This window comes from Methanofollis sp. W23, assembly GCF_017875325.1.
In the GTDB taxonomy this organism is placed as follows: Archaea; Halobacteriota; Methanomicrobia; order Methanomicrobiales; family Methanofollaceae; genus Methanofollis.
Genome location: NZ_JAGGMN010000001.1, coordinates 1,449,215 through 1,466,368, shown reverse-complemented (window position 1 = coordinate 1,466,368; position 17,154 = coordinate 1,449,215). Strand labels below are relative to the sequence as shown.

Sequence of the window (17,154 nt, the reverse complement as noted above, 5' to 3'; positions counted from 1 at the left end):
AGATCTCCATGGAAAAACCCCTGCGGGATTCCCATGGACAGATCTACACGATCAATAGTGAACATTAGATATATATTTTGTGGTACGCTTGATTCATGCTTTATTTCTAAATCTACGACCATACTTCGACGATCTGCGAAAGGTAGATAAACTCACATGATCGTACGTGAGGGATCGCGCAGATCTGGGAATTCAGCATTTATGGACGAATTAAGGAAAAGATCTCATCAATTACGTCTGTTTCGCGTGTCCCTGGATGAAGGGCGGGCACGGATCTTCGGCGATTGCCGATAGGGTCTTCAACAAATTCAAAAAGAACTTAAAGCCAGGAGTACACCACTATGGTATCAATCCAATACTTATTTCAAATCAGTGCATATACCGAATGTTGTCACATTTGAGAGCGCTGTTCCCTGATCCTGGCCGTCAAGATGCCTCAGATGGCTGCTTCGGGTCAGTTCGTTCCTAGTATCTGAGAGGAAATTTCCATGGCAAAGAGAATGCTGAGTGAGGCAGAGGGGTATGATCTTCTCCGGGAATATGGTGTCCCAACCCCTGGCTTCGAGATTGTTACGAACGCCGATGCAGCCGCGAAAGCGGCGTCAGCCATTGGCTTTCCGGTCGTCATGAAGGTAGTATCCCCCCAGATCGTCCACAAAAGCGATGCTGGCGGCGTGGTTGTGGGGATCTCAGGGGCTGCCGAGGCAAAGAAGGCATTTACGCAGATCGTGGACTCTGCGAAAGAATATGATCCAGAAGCCGAGGTCAAGGGCGTCATCGTCGAAGAGATGGCACAGCCAGGTCTTGAACTCATCCTGGGCGGGAAGACCGACCCGGCCTTCGGGAAGGTGATCACCTTCGGAATGGGCGGCACCCTTGTCGAGTTGATGAAGGATGTCACCCTCAGGATCGTCCCGGTCTCCGAAGAGGAGATCAGGACGATGGTCAGGGAGATCAACGCCTACCCCCTCATCGCGGGATACCGCGGGATGAAGCCGAGGGACGAGGAAGCCCTGGTTGAGATCATCGCCGGGGTGGCGCGGTTCTTCGAGGAGAACCCCCAGGTGACCGAGTTCGACATCAACCCGTTGCGGCTGTACGAGTCTGGCGCCTGTGCGGTGGATGCCAGGATCATCGTGGACGAGGATCTCAAACCTGTCGAGCGCAGGGAGCGGACTTTTGTCCCTCCCGAATACTTCACCCCGCGCTCGGTGGCGGTCATCGGGGCCTCGTCGAACCCGCAGAAGATGGGGTATGCTGTCCTCCACAACCTTCTCCACTTCCCCGGTCAGATCTACCCGGTCAACAACAAGCGGACCGAGGTCCAGGGGTTGAAGGCCTACCCGAACGTGACGGCGATCCCCAACCCCATCGATCTTGCGGTGATCACCGTCCCGGCGGTCCATGTCCCGCGAGTGATGCAGGAGTGCGGCGAGAAGAAGATCCCGCTGGTCGTGGTCATCACCGCCGGATTCAAGGAGGCCGGAGAGGAGGGCAAGGTCCTCGAAGAGCGGATGCTTGACATTGCCAGGCACTACCACATCAGGGTCGTCGGCCCTAACTGCCTGGGCCTGATCATCCCACCGCGGGGCCTGGACACCACCTATGTCCACGAGTCACCCAAGCCCGGCAGTGTCGCCTTCATCTCACAGAGCGGTGCGATCATCAACACGGTCGTCGACTGGAGTCTCAAGCAGGACATCGGGTTCTCGGCGGTCTTCTCGGTGGGCAACCAGGCCGACCTCGACTTCCTGGACTATCTCCGGTTTGTGGAGCAGGACAAGAGCACGAGAGCGATCATCCTGTACATCGAGCAGCTCACCAATGGCCGTGAGTTCATGGAGGTCGTCTCCGAGGTGGCGAAGAAGAAGCCGGTCGTGGCGATCAAGTCGGGTTCTTCACAGAAGGGGCAGAAGGCGGCGTCGTCTCACACTGGTTCGCTCTCGGGATCGTATGAGGTCTACATGGAGGCGTTCAGGGAGGCCGGGGTCATCCCGGTCAGGGCGCTCAGGGGTGCCTTCGAGGTGGCCGAACTCTGTGCGTCGCCTGGCGGGTACCCGAAGGGCAGGCGTGCGATCGTGATCACCAATGCCGGTGGGTTTGCGGTCCTCTCCTCGGATTATGCCGAGATGTACGGTCTTGACCTCATTGACCTGCCGCCTGCGATCCTGAACGAGCTCAATGAGATCCTCCCTGACTACTGGAGTCATGCAAACCCCCTCGACCTCCTCGGCGATGCATCTGAGAAGCGTTTCCAGCAGGTCTTCGAGGTGCTTGCCCGTCACTCCGACCTCTGGGACATCGCCTTTGTGGTCGGGTTCCCGAACCTCGTCCTGGACTCTGAGAGTCTGGCCCACCAGATCATCAACTTCAGCGGGAAGACCGAGAACCTCGTCGTCGGCACTCTCCTTGGCGGCGAGTGCATGGACGCGGGGATCAAGATCCTCAAGGACCACGACATCCCCAATTTCGACGAACTTGAACAGTGTTTCAAGGTCGTGGGCCGCGTCGTCTGGCAGCGGTGCAGGGCAAAGTCCATCGGGCTCCCCTGAACTTTTTCCAGACTCTTTTTTTGGCGAAGTTGGGATGCCGCCGGCTTGATGTTCTCTGGTACAGAGAGCAAATAAGAATTAATCGGTTCTGTAGAATCGGGCATGAAGGTGGGGCTCAAGCATACGCGATGAAAATCGTTCTGAGCAGTGCTACAGAGTTTAAGAGGATCTTTCTCCTCGCGATTGGGCATCTGAAAGATCCAGTTTCATCGCCGCCCCTCGACTATCTTCATCGTGGGGGTCGGGGCGGCCATTCTGATCGACGTGCCTTCCTACAACCCCGCGCTGGGGGCAAGTGCCCCCCTGACCTCCTGGACCACGTGGACCACGATGAGGGGTGGAAAGGCAGAATAGATAAATATGAATGGGGTGCTGCTGTCCTCGACCTGTCGTGTCGTGGCCTTTCCCATCCAGAGGGTATTTACAGAGCCAGATGGGGTTGCTGCTCCTACTGACATGCCTTCCGTGCTTTACGCCGGTGGGTTCAGTCGAAGATCAGAAATCTTCTCAATTCCCCGGTTTGTCCCCAGCCCTCCTGGCGGTGATTGGCCGGGGAGGGTAGGGCAGTGAACCTGGTGGGGAGACCTTCTCTTGTCAAACTCCATCAGGATAAGAGGCCCAGGTTCCTCTTCGAGTGATGAGGGATGATTGAGGAGAGTATTTGAGGGGGACCTGTCTTGTGGACATCACGAAGGTATCTACAGTCCCTTCCTGACATTTTGATCTCTGACCGCTCGCTACTGCAGACGAGGTCCAGTTCACCTGGATCATGTTCCTGTCCTCCCAGCGCACCAAACTATTATCTTCTTCGACTGACATCTCAACACCGAGGGGGACCAGAGATGGAAACCAGCAGATTGTATGTCGGAAATCTCACCTATTCGGTAACTGAAGATCAATTGGAGGAACTCTTCGCCAACTACGGGGGGGTCAAGAGCGTCAGGATCATCGGGGATAAGGGGTTCGGGTTTGTCGAGATGGACTCTATCGAAGAGGCTGAGGCGGCACAGGAAGCCCTGAACGAGACCGAGTTTGTCGGACGGACGATGCGGGTGGAGGAGGCACAGCCCCCCAAGCCGCGTCGAGAGTACCGGGGATATTGATCTCTTTCATTTTTTTGGTGCACCGTTGCGGCGGGGTGCAGAATTTTTCCTGTCGGGCTCTGGGAGGTCAGGGTGCCGATGGAATAAACCTGCGCTCCGGCACACTAGTGTCGAGTCAAGAACGAAAAGTCGTCAACACGATGCAATAGGACGAGAAATCTCTCTCCTCGCGTGAAGAGAACGTAGGTCTCGCCACTATCCTCTTCATGTTCTCGCCCCTGCCTTCCCGCCCCCATCGTCATCCCGGGGGTCGGGGCGGCACCCGCCCCCGGCGGGGGCGAGGGGGAAGGCGACCAATGCGTGGGTGCGCGATGAAAAAGCTGGGATCTCTTCATTTTTATCCATCGCTCTTCATCAGTGAGGAGGAGGGCCAGAGAGTTTTGGGATATGCTCATGGTAACCCCTCCCTCATTCCTGGAATGAGTGTGACTCGCCCGCCTCCCTCCCTCCCTCCCTCCCTCCCTCTCCGCAGAAGAGGAGGAATGCACTCCCCTCATCATGATCATCAGATATGCTTTCCTGCCCCATCACACAGGACCAGAAGAGTGGTCACCCTTGGCCCGCATCATTCAGAGACCTTCACCAGCATCTCCTCGATATGATCGATCCTCCTCCCCATCTCCTCGATCCGCTCACTTGCCTTCTCCAGATTTTTGTCATCCTTCTTCCCCACCATGGCATCCAGATAGTCCTCGACCCAGGCCTTTACCCGCCCGGCACAGACACAGAGGCCAAGATACCCGTATGCCAGGAGGAAGAGGTAGAGAAGTCCGGGCCAGAGGGCCCCTGCGATCTGTGGGTTTGCCAGGGAGACGAGGACGGCGAAGACCAGGGCCACTGTGACCGCCACCGTCGTCCAGGCAATCCAGCCCTCGTCTGATATCTTCTCAAGGTCCATACTCTCCCTCCTCACTCAGAGACCTTCACCAGGATCTCCTCGATATGGTCCAACTGCCTCTCCATATCTTCGAGTCTCTTGTTCATGACTGCCATCTTCGCGCTCGTCTCTCCTGAACCGGTCTTCTGTTCCACCATGGCGTCCAGGTAGCGCTCAAGCCAGCCTTTCACCTTCACGACGACGATGGAGAGGATCATGTAGATCAGGATCAGCGGGATCAGCAGATAGGAAATCGTTGCCAGGGGGATGATGAAGACACTCAGGTCGACAGGGAGAATGTACATCAGGACCAGAGAGACGATCATCGCTATCATCAGCCCGATCACCAGCCAGGTCAGCCAGTGAAAGGTCCGCAGTCTTGTGCAGTGCATATTTACTCCTCACGCAGGTTTTTGATCAGGTCCAGGTCCACAACCAGTGTAAAGGGGACGGCCCGGTAATATCGTCTCATCAGGGGCGGGTCGTCGGTGACACGAGCGGTCCCGACGGCCAGCCCTCGCTTCTCCAGTTGTTTGAGATAGATGGTGACGAGCGGGCGTGAGATCCCGAGTTCTTCCGAGATCTCCCGCGCATACTTCTCCTTCTCTGCAATCGATTTGAGGATCCTGAGCCTCTGCTCATTTCCCAGGAAACCGAGCAGGTCGGAGAGTGCTCCGAGGGTGGTGGTCGTGAACATCAACAGGTGTAAATTTTGTTTTACATCCGATAGTATTTTTGATCTAATATTTTTACTATTTGATCGTCCAGGAATTATCGATTGATCTGAATGCCGGGTGGTGCCATCTCACCTCTACGATGAATTGCGCCGTTACATCGATCAGAGATCCCTGTTGCGTCCTGGTACAGGCCACTCATTTCTCTCACTACGCGACCGGATAGCAGGTGAGATGAACGTAAAGATCTGGAATTCTCCGGAGAGATTACATCGGCGCCAGAAGAGAGGCGCCCGTTCTGATCACACCGTGCCTGCACTCAAGGTGCATGGCACACAGGCCAAAGTATTAATACCAGATCACTGATCATCCGCCCATGGCTGGGGTATCTCGACCTCTTGGGGTCACAATCGTGGGTCTGTTGTACCTGTTTCTTGGGGTAATCGGACTGCTTGCCGGGGCTACGATGTATATGGCCGGGAGCGCGCTTGAATTGCCCGGGGTAGGGGCATTTACAGGCGCTATCGTCATCCTTGTTGCCATCATCAATCTTGCACTCGGGATCGGGTGCTTCATGGGTTGGGGCTGGGTATGGACACTCGCCGTCCTCTTTGCCTTCATCAACATCGTGATCGCCTTCTATAACTGGTGGATAGCGGGTCACACCATGGCAGGACTCACCACGACACTGGTAAGCATCATCATCCCGGTGATCATCCTCTGGTACCTCTTCAGGGACAACGTGAAGGTCTACTTTGGGAAGGCCTGATCCCCTTCCCTTTCTTGCGGGGGTGAACGCAGTCAGATCACGTCATATTGAACCTAGATTCAGGAATATACCCATCTAAAATCGGTCAGATCGGCTTGGGATTGTGATCTGGTCAGAATGTGGGGGGTTCGTGAAATCCAGTTCATCGCAAGGGATATATCGGGCTTCTGTTGGGGTAGTATGAGAGAAGGAGATACAATGGTCCCCTGGTCGGATTGGAAGGACGGAAGGGGTCAGGAATGTGCCTGAAACCTGGCGCGATATGAAGAGAAGTTGTGTCTTCTTCTGGCTCTATCGCAGCTTTCAAGCCGTTGATTTGCCCTCCCTTAATATATATGTCGCCAGAGTCAAGTATAGAACTCTCTTGAAAGCCCGAACTCATCACATTCTCGCTCAGAGAGTGACGTTGAGAACTCTACGTCAGGGTTCTCTTCTCTCGCCGAAGGGAAGTCATCGAGTATCTGGACGGCCATCGTGACCACCGCTTTTCTGAGATAGTCCTCAAGAGACATGTACCTGCTCTCGACGGCGGACGCATAATACTGCTCTATAACGTTGAACTCATGGTCGGAAAAGTCGATTTCAAGTGTTGGCATAGATGTGGATATAGCGTATGTCATTATAATCGATCCGAAATGATCTCAGACTCTGTCATCACTCGCTCTCCAGTTCTCCTTTCGTAAGAGGTCGAAATCCTCACCTCTTCGTCACGTACTTCACTATCATGAAGCATGGGGAACGGCACGCCCCCCCGGCGGAGAGCATTTCCAAGAGGATTTCTACAGAGCCAAGTAATGCAAAAAAATTGTATCTGGAAAATTCAACTCCATAGTTCTCTGTGGTGAGGTGCGTGCTGCTCGAAAATTGGGTTCTGTAGAAATCCTCGATATAGTTCTCTTTGTGGGGACGTGCCACCTCACGGTCTCCCCGCGCAAAGATAGGCGGTGGACGGCATTACGCTCTTCATGGCGATTGAGTGTGCCTTCCCGGCGAGATGATGGGGAAGGTGGGTGAGTCACGTTCACACCAGGAATTGGTGAGGGTTTCTACAGAACTTCATCAAGATGATTTCTACAGAGCTGAAGGCAGTACTTTGGTTCGCAGAGTAATTCACCTCAAGAGAGTTTTGGGATATACTCATGGAGAATATTATGGGATAGTTTGAAAAAATTCGAGAAAGAGTGCATGAGATCACCGGATATCTCTATGTGGAAGAGATCGAGGAAGGCTATTCAGGTGAGCAAAAATATGTTCTCGGTCTTCCTGGCGATGAAAAACGTCTCCTGCGGATCAGTGAACCGGCGAATGACGTGGTCATCCTGAGAAAAAAAGCTGAATTCAATCTCCTCCAGGATCTCAGAGATTATTCTGACAAGATCCCGGATGCACACTACTTCGGAGTTTCTGAAGAGAATGATCTCTGTTTCATGATCGTGCGCTTTATCGAAGGCACAAATGCAAAGCAGTCACTTTCCAATTATTCTGATGAAGTTCAGTATGCGATCGGTGTCGCCGCCGGAGAAGAACTGAAAAAAATGCATGCCTTGAAAGCGCCTGCATCGTATCCTGGTTGGTACGAGACAAAAAAACGGCTCTGTAGAAATCCTCTTGATAGTTCTCTTCGACGGGGGGTTGCACCCCCCGGACCCCCCGCCACACGATAGGTCGAGGACGGCATCCCGTCTTTCAGGATCTTCTATTCAGCCTTCCCGCCCCAATCTTCATCCTGGGGGTCCGGGGGCAGCGCCCCCGGCGGGAGGCTATGGGAAGGCGGATGACACACATTCTCCCCACGATATGTGAGGGTTTCTACAGAGCCAAAAAAACGGAAACACGAGTATTATCTCAGGGCACTTGAGGAGTGCACCACAAAATTAGAGGGCGTCGACCTTGACGCCATTACCACATACGTCGAATCCCGGATGGATCTTATGAAAAATGTCGAACCCTCATTTCAGCATGACGACTATCATCCTGCCAACATCATCGTCGACGAAGGAACATTTGGCGGGGTGATCGATTTCAACCGCTGCGACTGGGGCGATCCGATTCATGATTTTTACAAAACTGCGCTCTTTTCACGAAATGTCAGTGTCCCCTTCTCTGTCGGACAGATTGACGGGTACAACGGGGGAAACGTCCCAGACGAGTTCTGGAAAAAATATTCCCTCTATGCCGCAATGAGCATCGTCCCTGACATCGTCTGGTCATATCGGTACTCGATCCATACCGGCACCTCCGAACAGATCGAACGATCACAAAGGACCATCCGGACGATCCTCTCCGACCACGAGGGGTTTGAACTGGACGTACCTCTCTGGTATCGCGAATTGAAAGAAAGAGCATAATCCTCAACTCTCGATCAGGAGGGGGGTGCCTTCCCGGCTCTATCTTCGTCCCGGGGGTCCGGGGGCAGCGCCCCCGACGCGTATGATGGGGGAAGGCACGTCGATCCGAAGTGCCGCCTCCAATTGTCGAATCTTCCCCGCCGTCTCGCGCCGGACCCCCCACGGACTGAAGATAACCGAGAGGCGGCATGATGCTTGACTTCTTTTCGCTCCTCGATCACAAGGGGTCAGGAATCGATCCAACTCCGATATGAAATTTTCATCGCGTATGCTTGAGGCGTGCTTTCGCTTCATGTTGAATCGAGCATGAACCTCTGGCTCACGCATACGGGATGAAAATTTTTCGTCGCTTGATCGCTCTTTTTCGAGAGAGGAGAACCGATGGGGATCGTGTTCCATCGCCGCTCCCACCTCTCTTCGTCCTGGGGGTCCGGGGGAGGCCCCCGGCGCGAGATGGCAGGGAAATCTCGACTATTCAGGGCGGCCGATCCATCAGAAGAATTTTCTCTCCTCTGCGTATTGGCTTCAACGAGATATGGCGAGTTCACACTCTCATGCAAACCTGAAGAGAGGATCGTCAGGATCATTTTTCCATGAAAACCCTATTGAAATCCGAAATAGAATCCAATGTGTCGGTTTTCATTGGTTCAGCATGAGGCGTTCGCCTCATCCCCTTTCATGGTAATTCTACAGAGCCACAAAAACACGAAACCAGATTCAATCTTCATACATTGAATCAATTTCAGAAGAAGTGCGAGGGGAGCGATTCGAACGCTCGAACACCTACGTGACAAGGCCCTCAACCTTGCGCCTTTGACCTGGCTCGGCAACCCTCGCCCAAAAATATGGGTGGAGAACGATGTTCCCAATACCTATGTGCGTTCCTGAGATTTAATCGTATTCCCGCCAGGTGTGCCCACACTTGGTGCAACGGAAGAAACGGACCTCGCTCTCATCAGCACTCCGCAGCTGGCGCAGCCACCAGAAGGCAAGGGTGTTCCCACACTCAGGGCACAGGACATTGGTCGTCGGGAGAGTCTGCGCCTTCTCCTCATCGTCGACGATGGTGATCTCCTTCTCGATGCGAGTGGCCGTGATCTTCATATCTTCCTCGCTCTCGATCGCCTGAACATACCCGCACCTACGGCATTTCATCTGACCACCCGATGAAATCATCAGGTTGTTGCACTTCGGGCAGAATAACATCTATCACTTATTGGGAAGCCATGCCTGATTAAGCCTTGTATATCTGACAATCCCGCACAGGGAGCAGAAGACATCAGATTTTGATCCCCTTGAGAACGGTTAATTATATGGGCCGGCAAATAATGAGTGATGGAAGCACTCCTCCTCACCGCCGCCTTCGTCTCCTTCATTCTCTTCCTTATCCCAGGAAGACATAGTGCATATGCAGGGATCGCAGGCTGGCTCTCGATGTCGCTCTTCCTCTTTGCCGAGGTACCCTATTATCTCTCGATCAACAACTTCCTGTACCCCACCATGGCGGTCCTCTCGGTCCCCTTCCTGTATGTGACCGCAAAGAGACTGCGTGCCGGGGACAAGAACGTCCAGTACCTCACCCGTGCCGCGGCGGTCGCTGTCCTCGTCTACCTCCCCTTCGGCTACACTTCCCTTGGCGACTGGCTCATCGAGGTCGTTACCGGGGAGGTCGGGTGGCTTCTCAACATGGTCGGCATCCAGTATTCGATGTACGACTGGAACATGTTCATCAGAAATGGGTTGCGGGTCGAGATCGTGCTCGGGTGCACCGGGATCCAGAGCGTCGCCATCATGCTCGGCGTGGCCGCCGCGGTCCCGACCGAACTGCGCCAGAAGATCCTCGCGGTCCTCTTCATTGTCCCGACGATCTATATCCTCAACCTGCTCAGGAACGTCTTTGTGATCACCGCCTACACCGGGCAGTGGTTCCCGTACTTCCCTGAGATTGCAAGCAATGGTGAGTACGGCTACGAGAGTTTCTTCTGGGCCCACAATGTCCTCTGCGAACTAGGGGCCCTTGTCGCCCTCGTGATCATCGCCTATGCCCTCTTCGCTCTCATCCCCGGCCTCGCCAAAATGGCCGATGGGCTGTACAGGGCCTATCGCGACGACCTCACGGGAGCGTTCTCGAGAGATAGATGATCCGCTGGATCGCCGAGAGATTGGTGCAGACGGCGATGACCAGGACCGAGAGCCAGGCATACCCGAGCGAGGCCCCGACGATGAGGACGATGAGAGTCTCGGGCCTGCCAAAGAACCCGACCCCCTCGAGGGGGTCGTGGATCTTCCCGCCGACGCGGTCTGAGAACCCGACCTCGGCATAGACCACCGGTTTGATGAAGGTGTTGATCATCGAGCCAAAGATCGCGATCGCCACGACCGCGAAGTCGGCTTCAGGCGGGACAGGGAAGAATCTGGAGAGGATCGCTGTCCCTGAGAGTCCGACGCCGAGAATGGCCAGGGCGTCGACATATTTGTCGAAGACCCAGTCGATCACTGCACCGAAATCGGTCTGGCATCCCTTCTTCCTTGCCACGGTCCCGTCCACCAGGTCGAGGACGGCTGAGACGAACAACAGAAGACTGCCCAGCAGAAAGGATTCCTTTGCATAGGCGATCATGCAGAAGACCCCGAACAACAGGGAGAGATAGGAGATCTGGTTGGGGCTGATGCCGGCCTTGATAAAAATGTCGGCGATAGGTTCGAGTTTGGAGATGAGACGCGGCCTCAGCGCCGTAATATTCATATCAATAGTAAGGGCCGCTCAAAGGCATAAGGGTTGCTTCGGTGTCGGCGTCACAGACCCGACCCTCTTTTAAATCTCAGACGTAATATAGAGACAGAGATGACAGCGATACCGACGCGACCACATGTGCTGATGATGTCTGAGATCACCGTGGACGGGAAACTCACCCTGAAGAGGGGGGCGTCCAGCAAGATCCTCATGCAGCATATGGCCCCAGAGACCGAGGTGCTCCTCCACCAGACCCGCGCCGACTGCGACGCCATCATGGTAGGGTCAAGGACCATCGCGATCGATAACTCCTATCTGACTGTCCGCCTTGTCGAGGGGAAGAGTCCACTCAGGGTCATCCCCTCAGGCATGGCTGCCATATCCCTGGATGCCAATGTGCTCAACAGTGATGCGCCCACCCTGGTCGCCGTCTCCGAGGCGGCGCCCGAGGAGCGGGTCGCCGCGATCCGGGCGAAGGGTGTCGATGTCGTCGTCTGCGGGAGCGAGCACGTCGACCTGCCCGCGCTCATGCAGGTGCTCCGCGAGGACTACGGCGTCGAGAAGATGATGATCGAGGGCGGGCCGACCCTGAACTGGCATATGCTCAGGCACGGCCTTGTCGACGAGATCAGGCTTATCCACCTCCCCTTCATCGTGGGCGGCGAGGACACCCCTTCCCTGGTCGGCGGGATGCATATCGAGTCTGAGGACGAGATGATCTGTCTCGGTCTCCAGAAGTATTATATGTGCGGGACCAACCTGGTGACTGAATATACAGTCCGGTACAGGAACAGTGAATGAATTTTCTCAGGGAAGAACTTGAACGGGTGCAGAGGAGACGGAGACAGAAGAAGTGGCTCGTCGCAGCAGGGGCCATCATATTCATCTTTTTTGTCGTCATCGTTGCCGGAGTCATCGTCTCGTTGGCCCTGATGCCCACGGTCGCCGGCGATGAGGTCGCCGTGATCAGGGTGGAGGGCGAGATCCTCACCGGCGACTTCTCAGGCGGGGGGTATGTGGGGAGCGAAGCCGTCGGACGAGACCTTCGCGCCGCCGCCGACGACCCCTTTGTGGAAGCGGTGGTGCTCAGGATCAACAGTCCTGGCGGGAGTCCGGCCGCCGCCCAGGAGGTGATCCGCGACCTGGAATATACGAGGGCGAAAAAGCCGGTCGTCACCTCGATGGGAGAGATGGCCGCCTCCGCAGCGTACCTCATCGCGGCGCACACCGACCGGATCTACCTCTCCCCTGATACGTTCACCGGGAGCATCGGGGTGATCTGGTTCTTCCCTGACGAGAGCAAGTGGATGGAAGAGGAGGGCAGGCAGGTCGAGGTGGTAAAGTCGGGCGAGCAGAAGGACATGACCTCCCCGTACCGTCCTCTCACCGAGAACGAACGCGCCTATGCCCAGAAGATGGTGGACGAGAGTTTCGAGACCTTCATCGCCGATGTCATGGAGGAGCGTCCGGTGAAACGCGCCGACGTTGAGACCGCCAGGGTGATCCGGGGGGAGGAGGCCATCTCCATCGGGCTTGCCGATGAGGAGGGGAACCTCTTCGACGCCATCGAGGGTGCACGGGGCCTTGCCAACACCTGATACCCGGCCTTCACTCAGGACCTGAGACTATTGTCTGGGTGGTGCGGTACGCGGCCTTGCAGAATCTTCACCAATTCTTAGAGGTCATCCCAAAACTCTCCACCCCTCCCCCTCCCGGAAGAGAGCAGTCGATATGGTGAGGAAGTCCTCCCTTTTTCGTCGCGGATCCATGCATTCATTCATGCCTTCCTGCCCCTTTGGCTGGAGGCTCTGCCCCCAGACCCCCGGGACCGCGATGGGGGGGTCGGGAAGGCAGAACAGATGAGGGTGCTGCCGTCTTCGACCTATCGTGACGTGGAGGGGTTCGGGGGCGGCACGCCCTCAATCATCGAATCTTCATCCTCCTCTCGCGCCTGGGGGTAGTGCTCGCGGACTCGAAGATTTCCTGAACTCAATGACGCTCACACTCTTCTCGATAAGGATAGACGGGGGCGGCCATTGATCAGAGCCTCCATCAATTCGATCGTCTTGAAAAGAGATAGAAAGCACGCGACGAGAGATGTTCATCCCATATGCATGAGGCATGCCCTTGTTGCTTCACGAGTGATTTTACAGACCCTGCAAAAAAGAGATGCAGGCTCTTGAGGCCCTAAATCATCGCGTGCGGGTCGGCCTTCATGAACTCCCGGCAGACAGTGGTGGCATAGTGGCCTGGGGGGAGGGAGAAATCAAGGTTGACATCCTGGCCGACGACCTCGGCCTTTACTTCGGTCCTGACAGCGATGGGCCTGAGGGTTCCATTATATCGGAGTCCGACAAACTTCGCCGCCCGTGCAAAGTCTTCCGTGGTGATCCCGTCCTCTTCAAGGAGGGCGGCCATCCGGTCGTCGTCTTTCCCGAGCGACGCACGCGGCTCAGCACCAGGCATGAAAAGCGCGACCGCGCAGCGCCCCCTTTTCATATGGACCGAGACGACCCGTGTGTTCTTCTCGGTCACGGTGTCCTCGCGCCCGTTTGCAAAGATGAGCCTCTCGCCAGGGAGGGGTTCGTCGAGGGGTGCACCGTCGGCAAGACGCATCGAGAGCACCCGGTTGAAGAGCCAGGACTGGTAGGCCGAGACGAACATGGAGAGGAGTTTTGGCGGGAGGTTCTTGAGGGCCGCGGCATAGTCCCCGGGTGTTTCGGCAAGCCCTGAGAGTATGGAGCGTTCAAATCCGAGGTGGCGGGGGAGGGCGGCGATCGCCGGGCCAGGTTCGTGGGTCTCAAGGAAGGTCTGCCTGATCTCCTGCACCTCTGGCGTCTCGTCAGGGAAGGCGAGGCCGACATAGGTCTCGACCGCCGCCTGGTAGTCGCCGCGCAGGATCTCGCGGCCCACCAGGTGAGTGACCGGCCTGATTACCCCGAAACGCTGGAGCCCGAAGTAGTTTGGGAGCCCGGCGGCGGCCGCGGTGGTGCAGGCCTCGACGGTCTCCTGGAGCGCCGGGCCTGTGCACCCCCTTACCATGATCGAGAAGCGGTTCCCCGCAAGTTGGCCTAGAGCGAGCGGGTGCTGGTTCCGGCCGATCGGTTCGAGTTCGATCTCCTTGAGGTGCACGCCCTCGACCATCTCTTCGTCTGCATTGTAGATGGAGATGTACTGGGTGGTGACGGCGTTCTTGTCCTTGGTCCCGGCCCAGGCGATCCGCCGGTGGGAGATCCCCATCGCTGAGGCGATGGACTTCATGGCATGCTGGTGCTCCCAGTTCCGCGTGGTGAGTCTGCAGATGAGGTACGGCCCCTCGCCTGCGGGTTCGGCAAGCGGGATCTCTTCGACCAGGAAGTCTTCAGGGGTGGCGCGCAGCACCCCACCGATGCCAGGGGCGTCGGTGACGTACCACGCCATCCCGAGGTCTGCCTCCAGGGGGTAGGGAGTCTGCATCATAGGAGTTTGAGGTCTCTGGTGATCTGGTCGAGGTCTTCGCTCTTGGCCGGGCCAAGCCCCAGGGCGGTGATGGTGCCCGGCGGGATCTCGGTCATCCCGGCGTCCTGGATGAGCGAGGTCGAGATCCCGGCAAGTTCGGCGGCGGCCTTCAGGTCATAGAGGGGGCGCTCGCCTGAGACCTTGAGCACGACCTTCTTCTGCCCTTCGGAGAGCCATGCCTTCTTTGCCTCTTTCCCGGCGTGTTCGTAGGCCATGATCGCTGCATGGGCGACCTGCGCACACTTCTTCCCGCAGCTCATCTTGATGTCAGTCCTGATGACCAGACACTGCTTCCACTTGAACACTGGCTCTTTGGACATCTACACTCTGTTGGCGCGGGAGAGCAATAAGGCATGGGCATAGGGACATTCATGTAGGGGAAAGGGAGAGATTACCACCGCATGTATGACGTAGCGGTGGTGGGGGCCGGGCCGTCCGGATCGTCGGCGGCACGGGCCTGTGCAGAGGCCGGGCTCTCGGTCCTCTGCATCGAGGAGCATGCCGCCCCAGGGTTCCCGGTCCAGTGTGCAGGTCTCCTCTCGTCTCGGGCCTTTGCCGGGTGTGAGGTCTCCGACCATTCGGTTCTCAACATGGTGCAGGGAGCGCGGGTCGTCTCAGACCTCGGTGCCGAGGTCTTCTTCGACGCCAGGGAGACGAAGGCCTATGTCGTCGACCGCGCTCTCCTCGACGAAGAGATGGCCGCCGACGCCGCCTGCGCAGGGGCCGAGTTTTGGCCGAAGACCGCGGTCGTCGGGCGCGAGGAGGGGCGCCTGGTCACCTGCGGTGCTTCAGGGCGCCGTGACGTCGAGGCACGGATGGTCATCGCCGCCGACGGGCCGCGCAGCGGCATGGCGCGGATGCTCGGGCTTGCCCGTGCCCCGGTCTATCTTTCTGGCGTCCAGGCCGATCTCCCCCTCGACCTCGACACCAGGTATGTGGAGGTCCACCCGAACGCCGCCCCGCAATTCTTTGCCTGGGTGATCCCGACCGGCGCGGGCCGGGGGCGGGTCGGGCTCTGCGGGACCGGAGGGGTGCGCGAGGCCTTTGCACGTTTCGCGGCCCGCTACCCAGGAGGGTGCACCCACCTGGTCACCGGCACCATACCCCTCGGTGCGATGCCGCGGACCTACGGGCGGCAGACTCTCTTTGTCGGGGACGCCGCCGGGATGGCCAAGCCCACCTCTGGGGGCGGGGTCTATACAGGAGTGCGGGCGGCGCGGCACGCCGCCGCAGTCACGGTCTCGTGCTGCGAGGCTGACGATTTCTCTGACCCCGCCCTCGCCGCCTATGAACAGCGGTGGCAGGCAGACTTCGGCAGAGAACTCGCTCTCGGGATGCGCCTCTTCAGACTGAGACAGGAACTCACGGCAGAGAAAGTGGACGCCCTCCTTGAGCCCCTCTCAGACCCTGATATCACCGATCTCATCGTCAGGTACGGGGACATGGACCGTCCCGGCGAACTGGTCCGCAGGCTTATGACGAAACCAAAACTCCTGCGTGGGCTTGTAACCGTTGCCGGGCCATCAGTACGCGTCATTTTGAAAGATCTTGCCTTTGGAGTGAACGAGTAACACTTATATCCAATAGCGTGCTACGATCACATGATAGACATGCATATACCTGATGTGTTCATCCCACTCTGGCAGAGTGCGATCTACTGGGTGATCGCCCTTGTATTCATCGCACTTGCGCTGCGCTGGGCACGAAATGAACTGGACGACGAGAAAGTCCCCCTTATCGCCGTCCTGGCCGCCGGGATCTTCGCCATCCAGGCGTTTAACCTCCCGGTCGGCATGGGCACGACCGGCCACCTGGTCGGTGGAGCCCTTGCGGCTATCGTCCTCGGATCACCCTATGCGGCGGTATTTGTCCTCACCCTCGTCCTCCTGGTCCAGGCAGTCGTCTTCGGCGACGGCGGGATCACCACGATGGGCGCAAACATCATCAACATGGGCGTCATCGGTGGGTTCGTCGGCTACTACTCCTTCCAGGGCATCCATAAGGTCGCAAAAAATCCATACCTTTCTGCAGGGATCGCTGCGTGGCTTGCCTGTTTCATCCCGTCCCTCGCCGCCGCGATCGAGATGTTCGTCGCTGGCATCTGGCCGCTCGTTGAGGGCATGATCTTCATGGGTGCTTATCACGCTGCCATCGGGATCATTGAGGCATTCATCACGGCCGGTGCGCTCTACCTCATCGCCTCGGCGCGCCCAGAACTGATAGAATCTTCAACGGGGGCGACAGCCTGATGGAGACCAAACAGTTCCTGGCGATCGGACTCGTCGTGGCCATCCTTATCGGTGTCACGGCCGTTTTCTTTGCTGCAGGCGATCCCGACGGTCTGGAGAGCACGGCCCTTGTCGTCCAGGGCGAGAAAGATCTCTTCGGCCCCTCCCCTGAGGACGGCGATCCTGAGGCAATCGGTCATGACATCGGTTTCGAGTATGAGGCCCCGATGCCCGATTACTCGATGGGGGATGACGCCGGCAAGATGGGCGAGGTCATCGCCGTCGTCGTCGGTATCATTCTTGCGCTTTTCATTGTCTTCGGTGTTGGCAAGGCGGTCACCGCCTCAAAACACTGAACATTTATTCTTTTT

Annotated in this window: 20 protein-coding genes and 1 tRNA gene; 11 read left to right on the top strand and 10 right to left on the bottom strand. The window is 57.0% G+C overall.

Annotated features, from left to right (window positions below; all coding sequences use genetic code 11):
- Nucleotides 1–488 precede the first annotated feature (488 nt).
- Both J2129_RS06155 and J2129_RS06150 read left to right on the top strand, forming a co-directional pair.
- Nucleotides 489–2,552: an acetate--CoA ligase family protein gene (locus tag J2129_RS06155; protein WP_209630030.1), complete on the top strand. Its 2,064-nt coding sequence runs from the start codon at nucleotides 489–491 to the stop codon at nucleotides 2,550–2,552.
- An 842-nt stretch (nucleotides 2,553–3,394) separates the two neighbouring features.
- The gene (locus J2129_RS06150; protein WP_209630029.1) at nucleotides 3,395–3,655 is read left to right on the top strand and encodes an RNA-binding protein; all 261 of its coding nucleotides are present in this window, start codon (nucleotides 3,395–3,397) and stop codon (nucleotides 3,653–3,655) included.
- Between the two features lie 565 nt (nucleotides 3,656–4,220).
- On the opposite strand, the gene J2129_RS06145 is transcribed toward J2129_RS06150, so the two are convergent.
- The 3 genes from J2129_RS06145 to J2129_RS06135 are packed head-to-tail and all read right to left on the bottom strand — an operon-like array spanning nucleotide 4,221 to nucleotide 5,229.
- Nucleotides 4,221–4,553, bottom strand: coding sequence for a hypothetical protein (locus J2129_RS06145; protein ID WP_209630028.1), 333 nt, complete (start codon nucleotides 4,551–4,553; stop codon nucleotides 4,221–4,223).
- Nucleotides 4,554–4,564: 11 nt separating this feature from the next.
- The gene (locus J2129_RS06140) at nucleotides 4,565–4,924 is read right to left on the bottom strand and encodes a hypothetical protein (protein ID WP_209630027.1); all 360 of its coding nucleotides are present in this window, start codon (nucleotides 4,922–4,924) and stop codon (nucleotides 4,565–4,567) included.
- Between the two features lie 2 nt (nucleotides 4,925–4,926).
- On the bottom strand, nucleotides 4,927–5,229 hold the full coding sequence (locus tag J2129_RS06135) for a winged helix-turn-helix domain-containing protein (RefSeq protein WP_209630026.1): 303 nt from the start codon (nucleotides 5,227–5,229) through the stop codon (nucleotides 4,927–4,929).
- Between the two features lie 389 nt (nucleotides 5,230–5,618).
- Here J2129_RS06135 and J2129_RS06130 point away from each other — a divergent pair, with 389 nt between their 5' ends.
- Nucleotides 5,619–5,975 carry a hypothetical protein gene (locus J2129_RS06130; protein ID WP_209630025.1) on the top strand — a complete coding sequence of 119 codons (357 nt, stop codon included), beginning with the start codon at nucleotides 5,619–5,621 and terminating at the stop codon, nucleotides 5,973–5,975.
- A gap of 347 nt (nucleotides 5,976–6,322) precedes the next feature.
- Here the strand turns inward: J2129_RS06130 and J2129_RS06125 are convergent, their stop codons facing one another.
- Nucleotides 6,323–6,571 carry a hypothetical protein gene (locus J2129_RS06125; protein ID WP_209630024.1) on the bottom strand — a complete coding sequence of 83 codons (249 nt, stop codon included), beginning with the start codon at nucleotides 6,569–6,571 and terminating at the stop codon, nucleotides 6,323–6,325.
- Between the two features lie 100 nt (nucleotides 6,572–6,671).
- The gene (locus J2129_RS06120) at nucleotides 6,672–6,890 is read right to left on the bottom strand and encodes a hypothetical protein (protein ID WP_209630023.1); all 219 of its coding nucleotides are present in this window, start codon (nucleotides 6,888–6,890) and stop codon (nucleotides 6,672–6,674) included.
- 266 nt (nucleotides 6,891–7,156) lie between these two features.
- Between J2129_RS06120 and J2129_RS06115 the strand changes: the two genes are divergently transcribed.
- Both J2129_RS06115 and J2129_RS06110 read left to right on the top strand, forming a co-directional pair.
- On the top strand, nucleotides 7,157–7,639 hold the full coding sequence (locus tag J2129_RS06115; RefSeq protein ID WP_209630022.1) for a phosphotransferase: 483 nt from the start codon (nucleotides 7,157–7,159) through the stop codon (nucleotides 7,637–7,639).
- Between the two features lie 135 nt (nucleotides 7,640–7,774).
- Nucleotides 7,775–8,323: a phosphotransferase gene (locus J2129_RS06110; RefSeq protein WP_348632300.1), complete on the top strand. Its 549-nt coding sequence runs from the start codon at nucleotides 7,775–7,777 to the stop codon at nucleotides 8,321–8,323.
- Between the two features lie 752 nt (nucleotides 8,324–9,075).
- Here J2129_RS06110 and J2129_RS06105 read toward each other — a convergent pair.
- Both J2129_RS06105 and J2129_RS06100 read right to left on the bottom strand, forming a co-directional pair.
- A tRNA-Leu gene (locus tag J2129_RS06105) sits at nucleotides 9,076–9,160 on the bottom strand.
- Nucleotides 9,161–9,214: 54 nt separating this feature from the next.
- Complete coding sequence (locus tag J2129_RS06100; protein ID WP_209630021.1) at nucleotides 9,215–9,529, bottom strand: transcription factor S; 315 nt, start codon at nucleotides 9,527–9,529, stop codon at nucleotides 9,215–9,217.
- Between the two features lie 129 nt (nucleotides 9,530–9,658).
- Here J2129_RS06100 and artA point away from each other — a divergent pair, with 129 nt between their 5' ends.
- Nucleotides 9,659–10,465 carry an archaeosortase A gene (artA, locus tag J2129_RS06095; RefSeq protein WP_209630020.1) on the top strand — a complete coding sequence of 269 codons (807 nt, stop codon included), beginning with the start codon at nucleotides 9,659–9,661 and terminating at the stop codon, nucleotides 10,463–10,465.
- Here the strand turns inward: artA and J2129_RS06090 are convergent.
- The gene (locus J2129_RS06090; protein WP_209630019.1) at nucleotides 10,437–11,069 is read right to left on the bottom strand and encodes a CDP-alcohol phosphatidyltransferase family protein; all 633 of its coding nucleotides are present in this window, start codon (nucleotides 11,067–11,069) and stop codon (nucleotides 10,437–10,439) included. The two genes, artA and J2129_RS06090, sit on opposite strands and share 29 nt — an antisense overlap.
- 99 nt (nucleotides 11,070–11,168) lie before the next feature.
- Here J2129_RS06090 and J2129_RS06085 point away from each other — a divergent pair, with 99 nt between their 5' ends.
- Together J2129_RS06085 and sppA are read left to right on the top strand one after the other, a co-directional pair.
- On the top strand, nucleotides 11,169–11,858 hold the full coding sequence (locus J2129_RS06085; protein WP_209630018.1) for a dihydrofolate reductase family protein: 690 nt from the start codon (nucleotides 11,169–11,171) through the stop codon (nucleotides 11,856–11,858).
- A complete protein-coding gene (gene sppA / locus J2129_RS06080) occupies nucleotides 11,855–12,655 on the top strand; it encodes a signal peptide peptidase SppA (RefSeq protein ID WP_209630017.1) in 801 nt (266 codons plus the stop codon). The genes J2129_RS06085 and sppA overlap by 4 nt, the downstream gene beginning before the upstream one ends.
- Before the next feature lie 589 nt (nucleotides 12,656–13,244).
- Here sppA and truD read toward each other — a convergent pair.
- Both truD and pth2 read right to left on the bottom strand, forming a co-directional pair.
- Nucleotides 13,245–14,516, bottom strand: a complete 1,272-nt coding sequence (gene truD / locus J2129_RS06075) for a tRNA pseudouridine(13) synthase TruD (RefSeq protein WP_209630016.1) — start codon at nucleotides 14,514–14,516, stop codon at nucleotides 13,245–13,247.
- On the bottom strand, nucleotides 14,513–14,875 hold the full coding sequence (gene pth2 / locus J2129_RS06070) for a peptidyl-tRNA hydrolase Pth2 (protein WP_209630015.1): 363 nt from the start codon (nucleotides 14,873–14,875) through the stop codon (nucleotides 14,513–14,515). Before pth2 ends, truD begins: the two co-directional genes overlap by 4 nt.
- A gap of 81 nt (nucleotides 14,876–14,956) precedes the next feature.
- On the opposite strand from pth2, the gene J2129_RS06065 reads away from it, so the two are divergent.
- The 3 genes from J2129_RS06065 to J2129_RS06055 are packed head-to-tail and all read left to right on the top strand — an operon-like array spanning nucleotide 14,957 to nucleotide 17,139.
- On the top strand, nucleotides 14,957–16,126 hold the full coding sequence (locus J2129_RS06065; RefSeq protein WP_209630014.1) for an NAD(P)/FAD-dependent oxidoreductase: 1,170 nt from the start codon (nucleotides 14,957–14,959) through the stop codon (nucleotides 16,124–16,126).
- A gap of 39 nt (nucleotides 16,127–16,165) precedes the next feature.
- Nucleotides 16,166–16,804 carry a cobalt transporter CbiM gene (cbiM, locus tag J2129_RS06060; RefSeq protein WP_209630013.1) on the top strand — a complete coding sequence of 213 codons (639 nt, stop codon included), beginning with the start codon at nucleotides 16,166–16,168 and terminating at the stop codon, nucleotides 16,802–16,804.
- Nucleotides 16,804–17,139, top strand: coding sequence for a PDGLE domain-containing protein (locus tag J2129_RS06055; protein WP_348632299.1), 336 nt, complete (start codon nucleotides 16,804–16,806; stop codon nucleotides 17,137–17,139). Before cbiM ends, J2129_RS06055 begins: the two co-directional genes overlap by 1 nt.
- The last annotated feature ends 15 nt before the right edge of the window (nucleotides 17,140–17,154 follow it).

Coding starts and splice junctions, on each gene's coding strand:
- J2129_RS06155 (WP_209630030.1), top strand. CDS start 489: ATGGCAAAGAGAATGCTGAGTGAGGCAGAGGGGTATGATCTTCTCCGG.
- J2129_RS06140 (WP_209630027.1), bottom strand. CDS start 4,924: ATGCACTGCACAAGACTGCGGACCTTTCACTGGCTGACCTGGCTGGTG.
- J2129_RS06085 (WP_209630018.1), top strand. CDS start 11,169: ATGACAGCGATACCGACGCGACCACATGTGCTGATGATGTCTGAGATC.
- artA (WP_209630020.1), top strand. CDS start 9,659: ATGGAAGCACTCCTCCTCACCGCCGCCTTCGTCTCCTTCATTCTCTTC.
- J2129_RS06100 (WP_209630021.1), bottom strand. CDS start 9,529: ATGTTATTCTGCCCGAAGTGCAACAACCTGATGATTTCATCGGGTGGT.
- sppA (WP_209630017.1), top strand. CDS start 11,855: ATGAATTTTCTCAGGGAAGAACTTGAACGGGTGCAGAGGAGACGGAGA.
- J2129_RS06055 (WP_348632299.1), top strand. CDS start 16,804: ATGGAGACCAAACAGTTCCTGGCGATCGGACTCGTCGTGGCCATCCTT.
- J2129_RS06065 (WP_209630014.1), top strand. CDS start 14,957: ATGTATGACGTAGCGGTGGTGGGGGCCGGGCCGTCCGGATCGTCGGCG.
- J2129_RS06145 (WP_209630028.1), bottom strand. CDS start 4,553: ATGGACCTTGAGAAGATATCAGACGAGGGCTGGATTGCCTGGACGACG.
- J2129_RS06125 (WP_209630024.1), bottom strand. CDS start 6,571: ATGCCAACACTTGAAATCGACTTTTCCGACCATGAGTTCAACGTTATA.
- pth2 (WP_209630015.1), bottom strand. CDS start 14,875: ATGTCCAAAGAGCCAGTGTTCAAGTGGAAGCAGTGTCTGGTCATCAGG.
- cbiM (WP_209630013.1), top strand. CDS start 16,166: ATGCATATACCTGATGTGTTCATCCCACTCTGGCAGAGTGCGATCTAC.
- J2129_RS06135 (WP_209630026.1), bottom strand. CDS start 5,229: ATGTTCACGACCACCACCCTCGGAGCACTCTCCGACCTGCTCGGTTTC.
- J2129_RS06090 (WP_209630019.1), bottom strand. CDS start 11,069: ATGAATATTACGGCGCTGAGGCCGCGTCTCATCTCCAAACTCGAACCT.
- truD (WP_209630016.1), bottom strand. CDS start 14,516: ATGATGCAGACTCCCTACCCCCTGGAGGCAGACCTCGGGATGGCGTGG.
- J2129_RS06150 (WP_209630029.1), top strand. CDS start 3,395: ATGGAAACCAGCAGATTGTATGTCGGAAATCTCACCTATTCGGTAACT.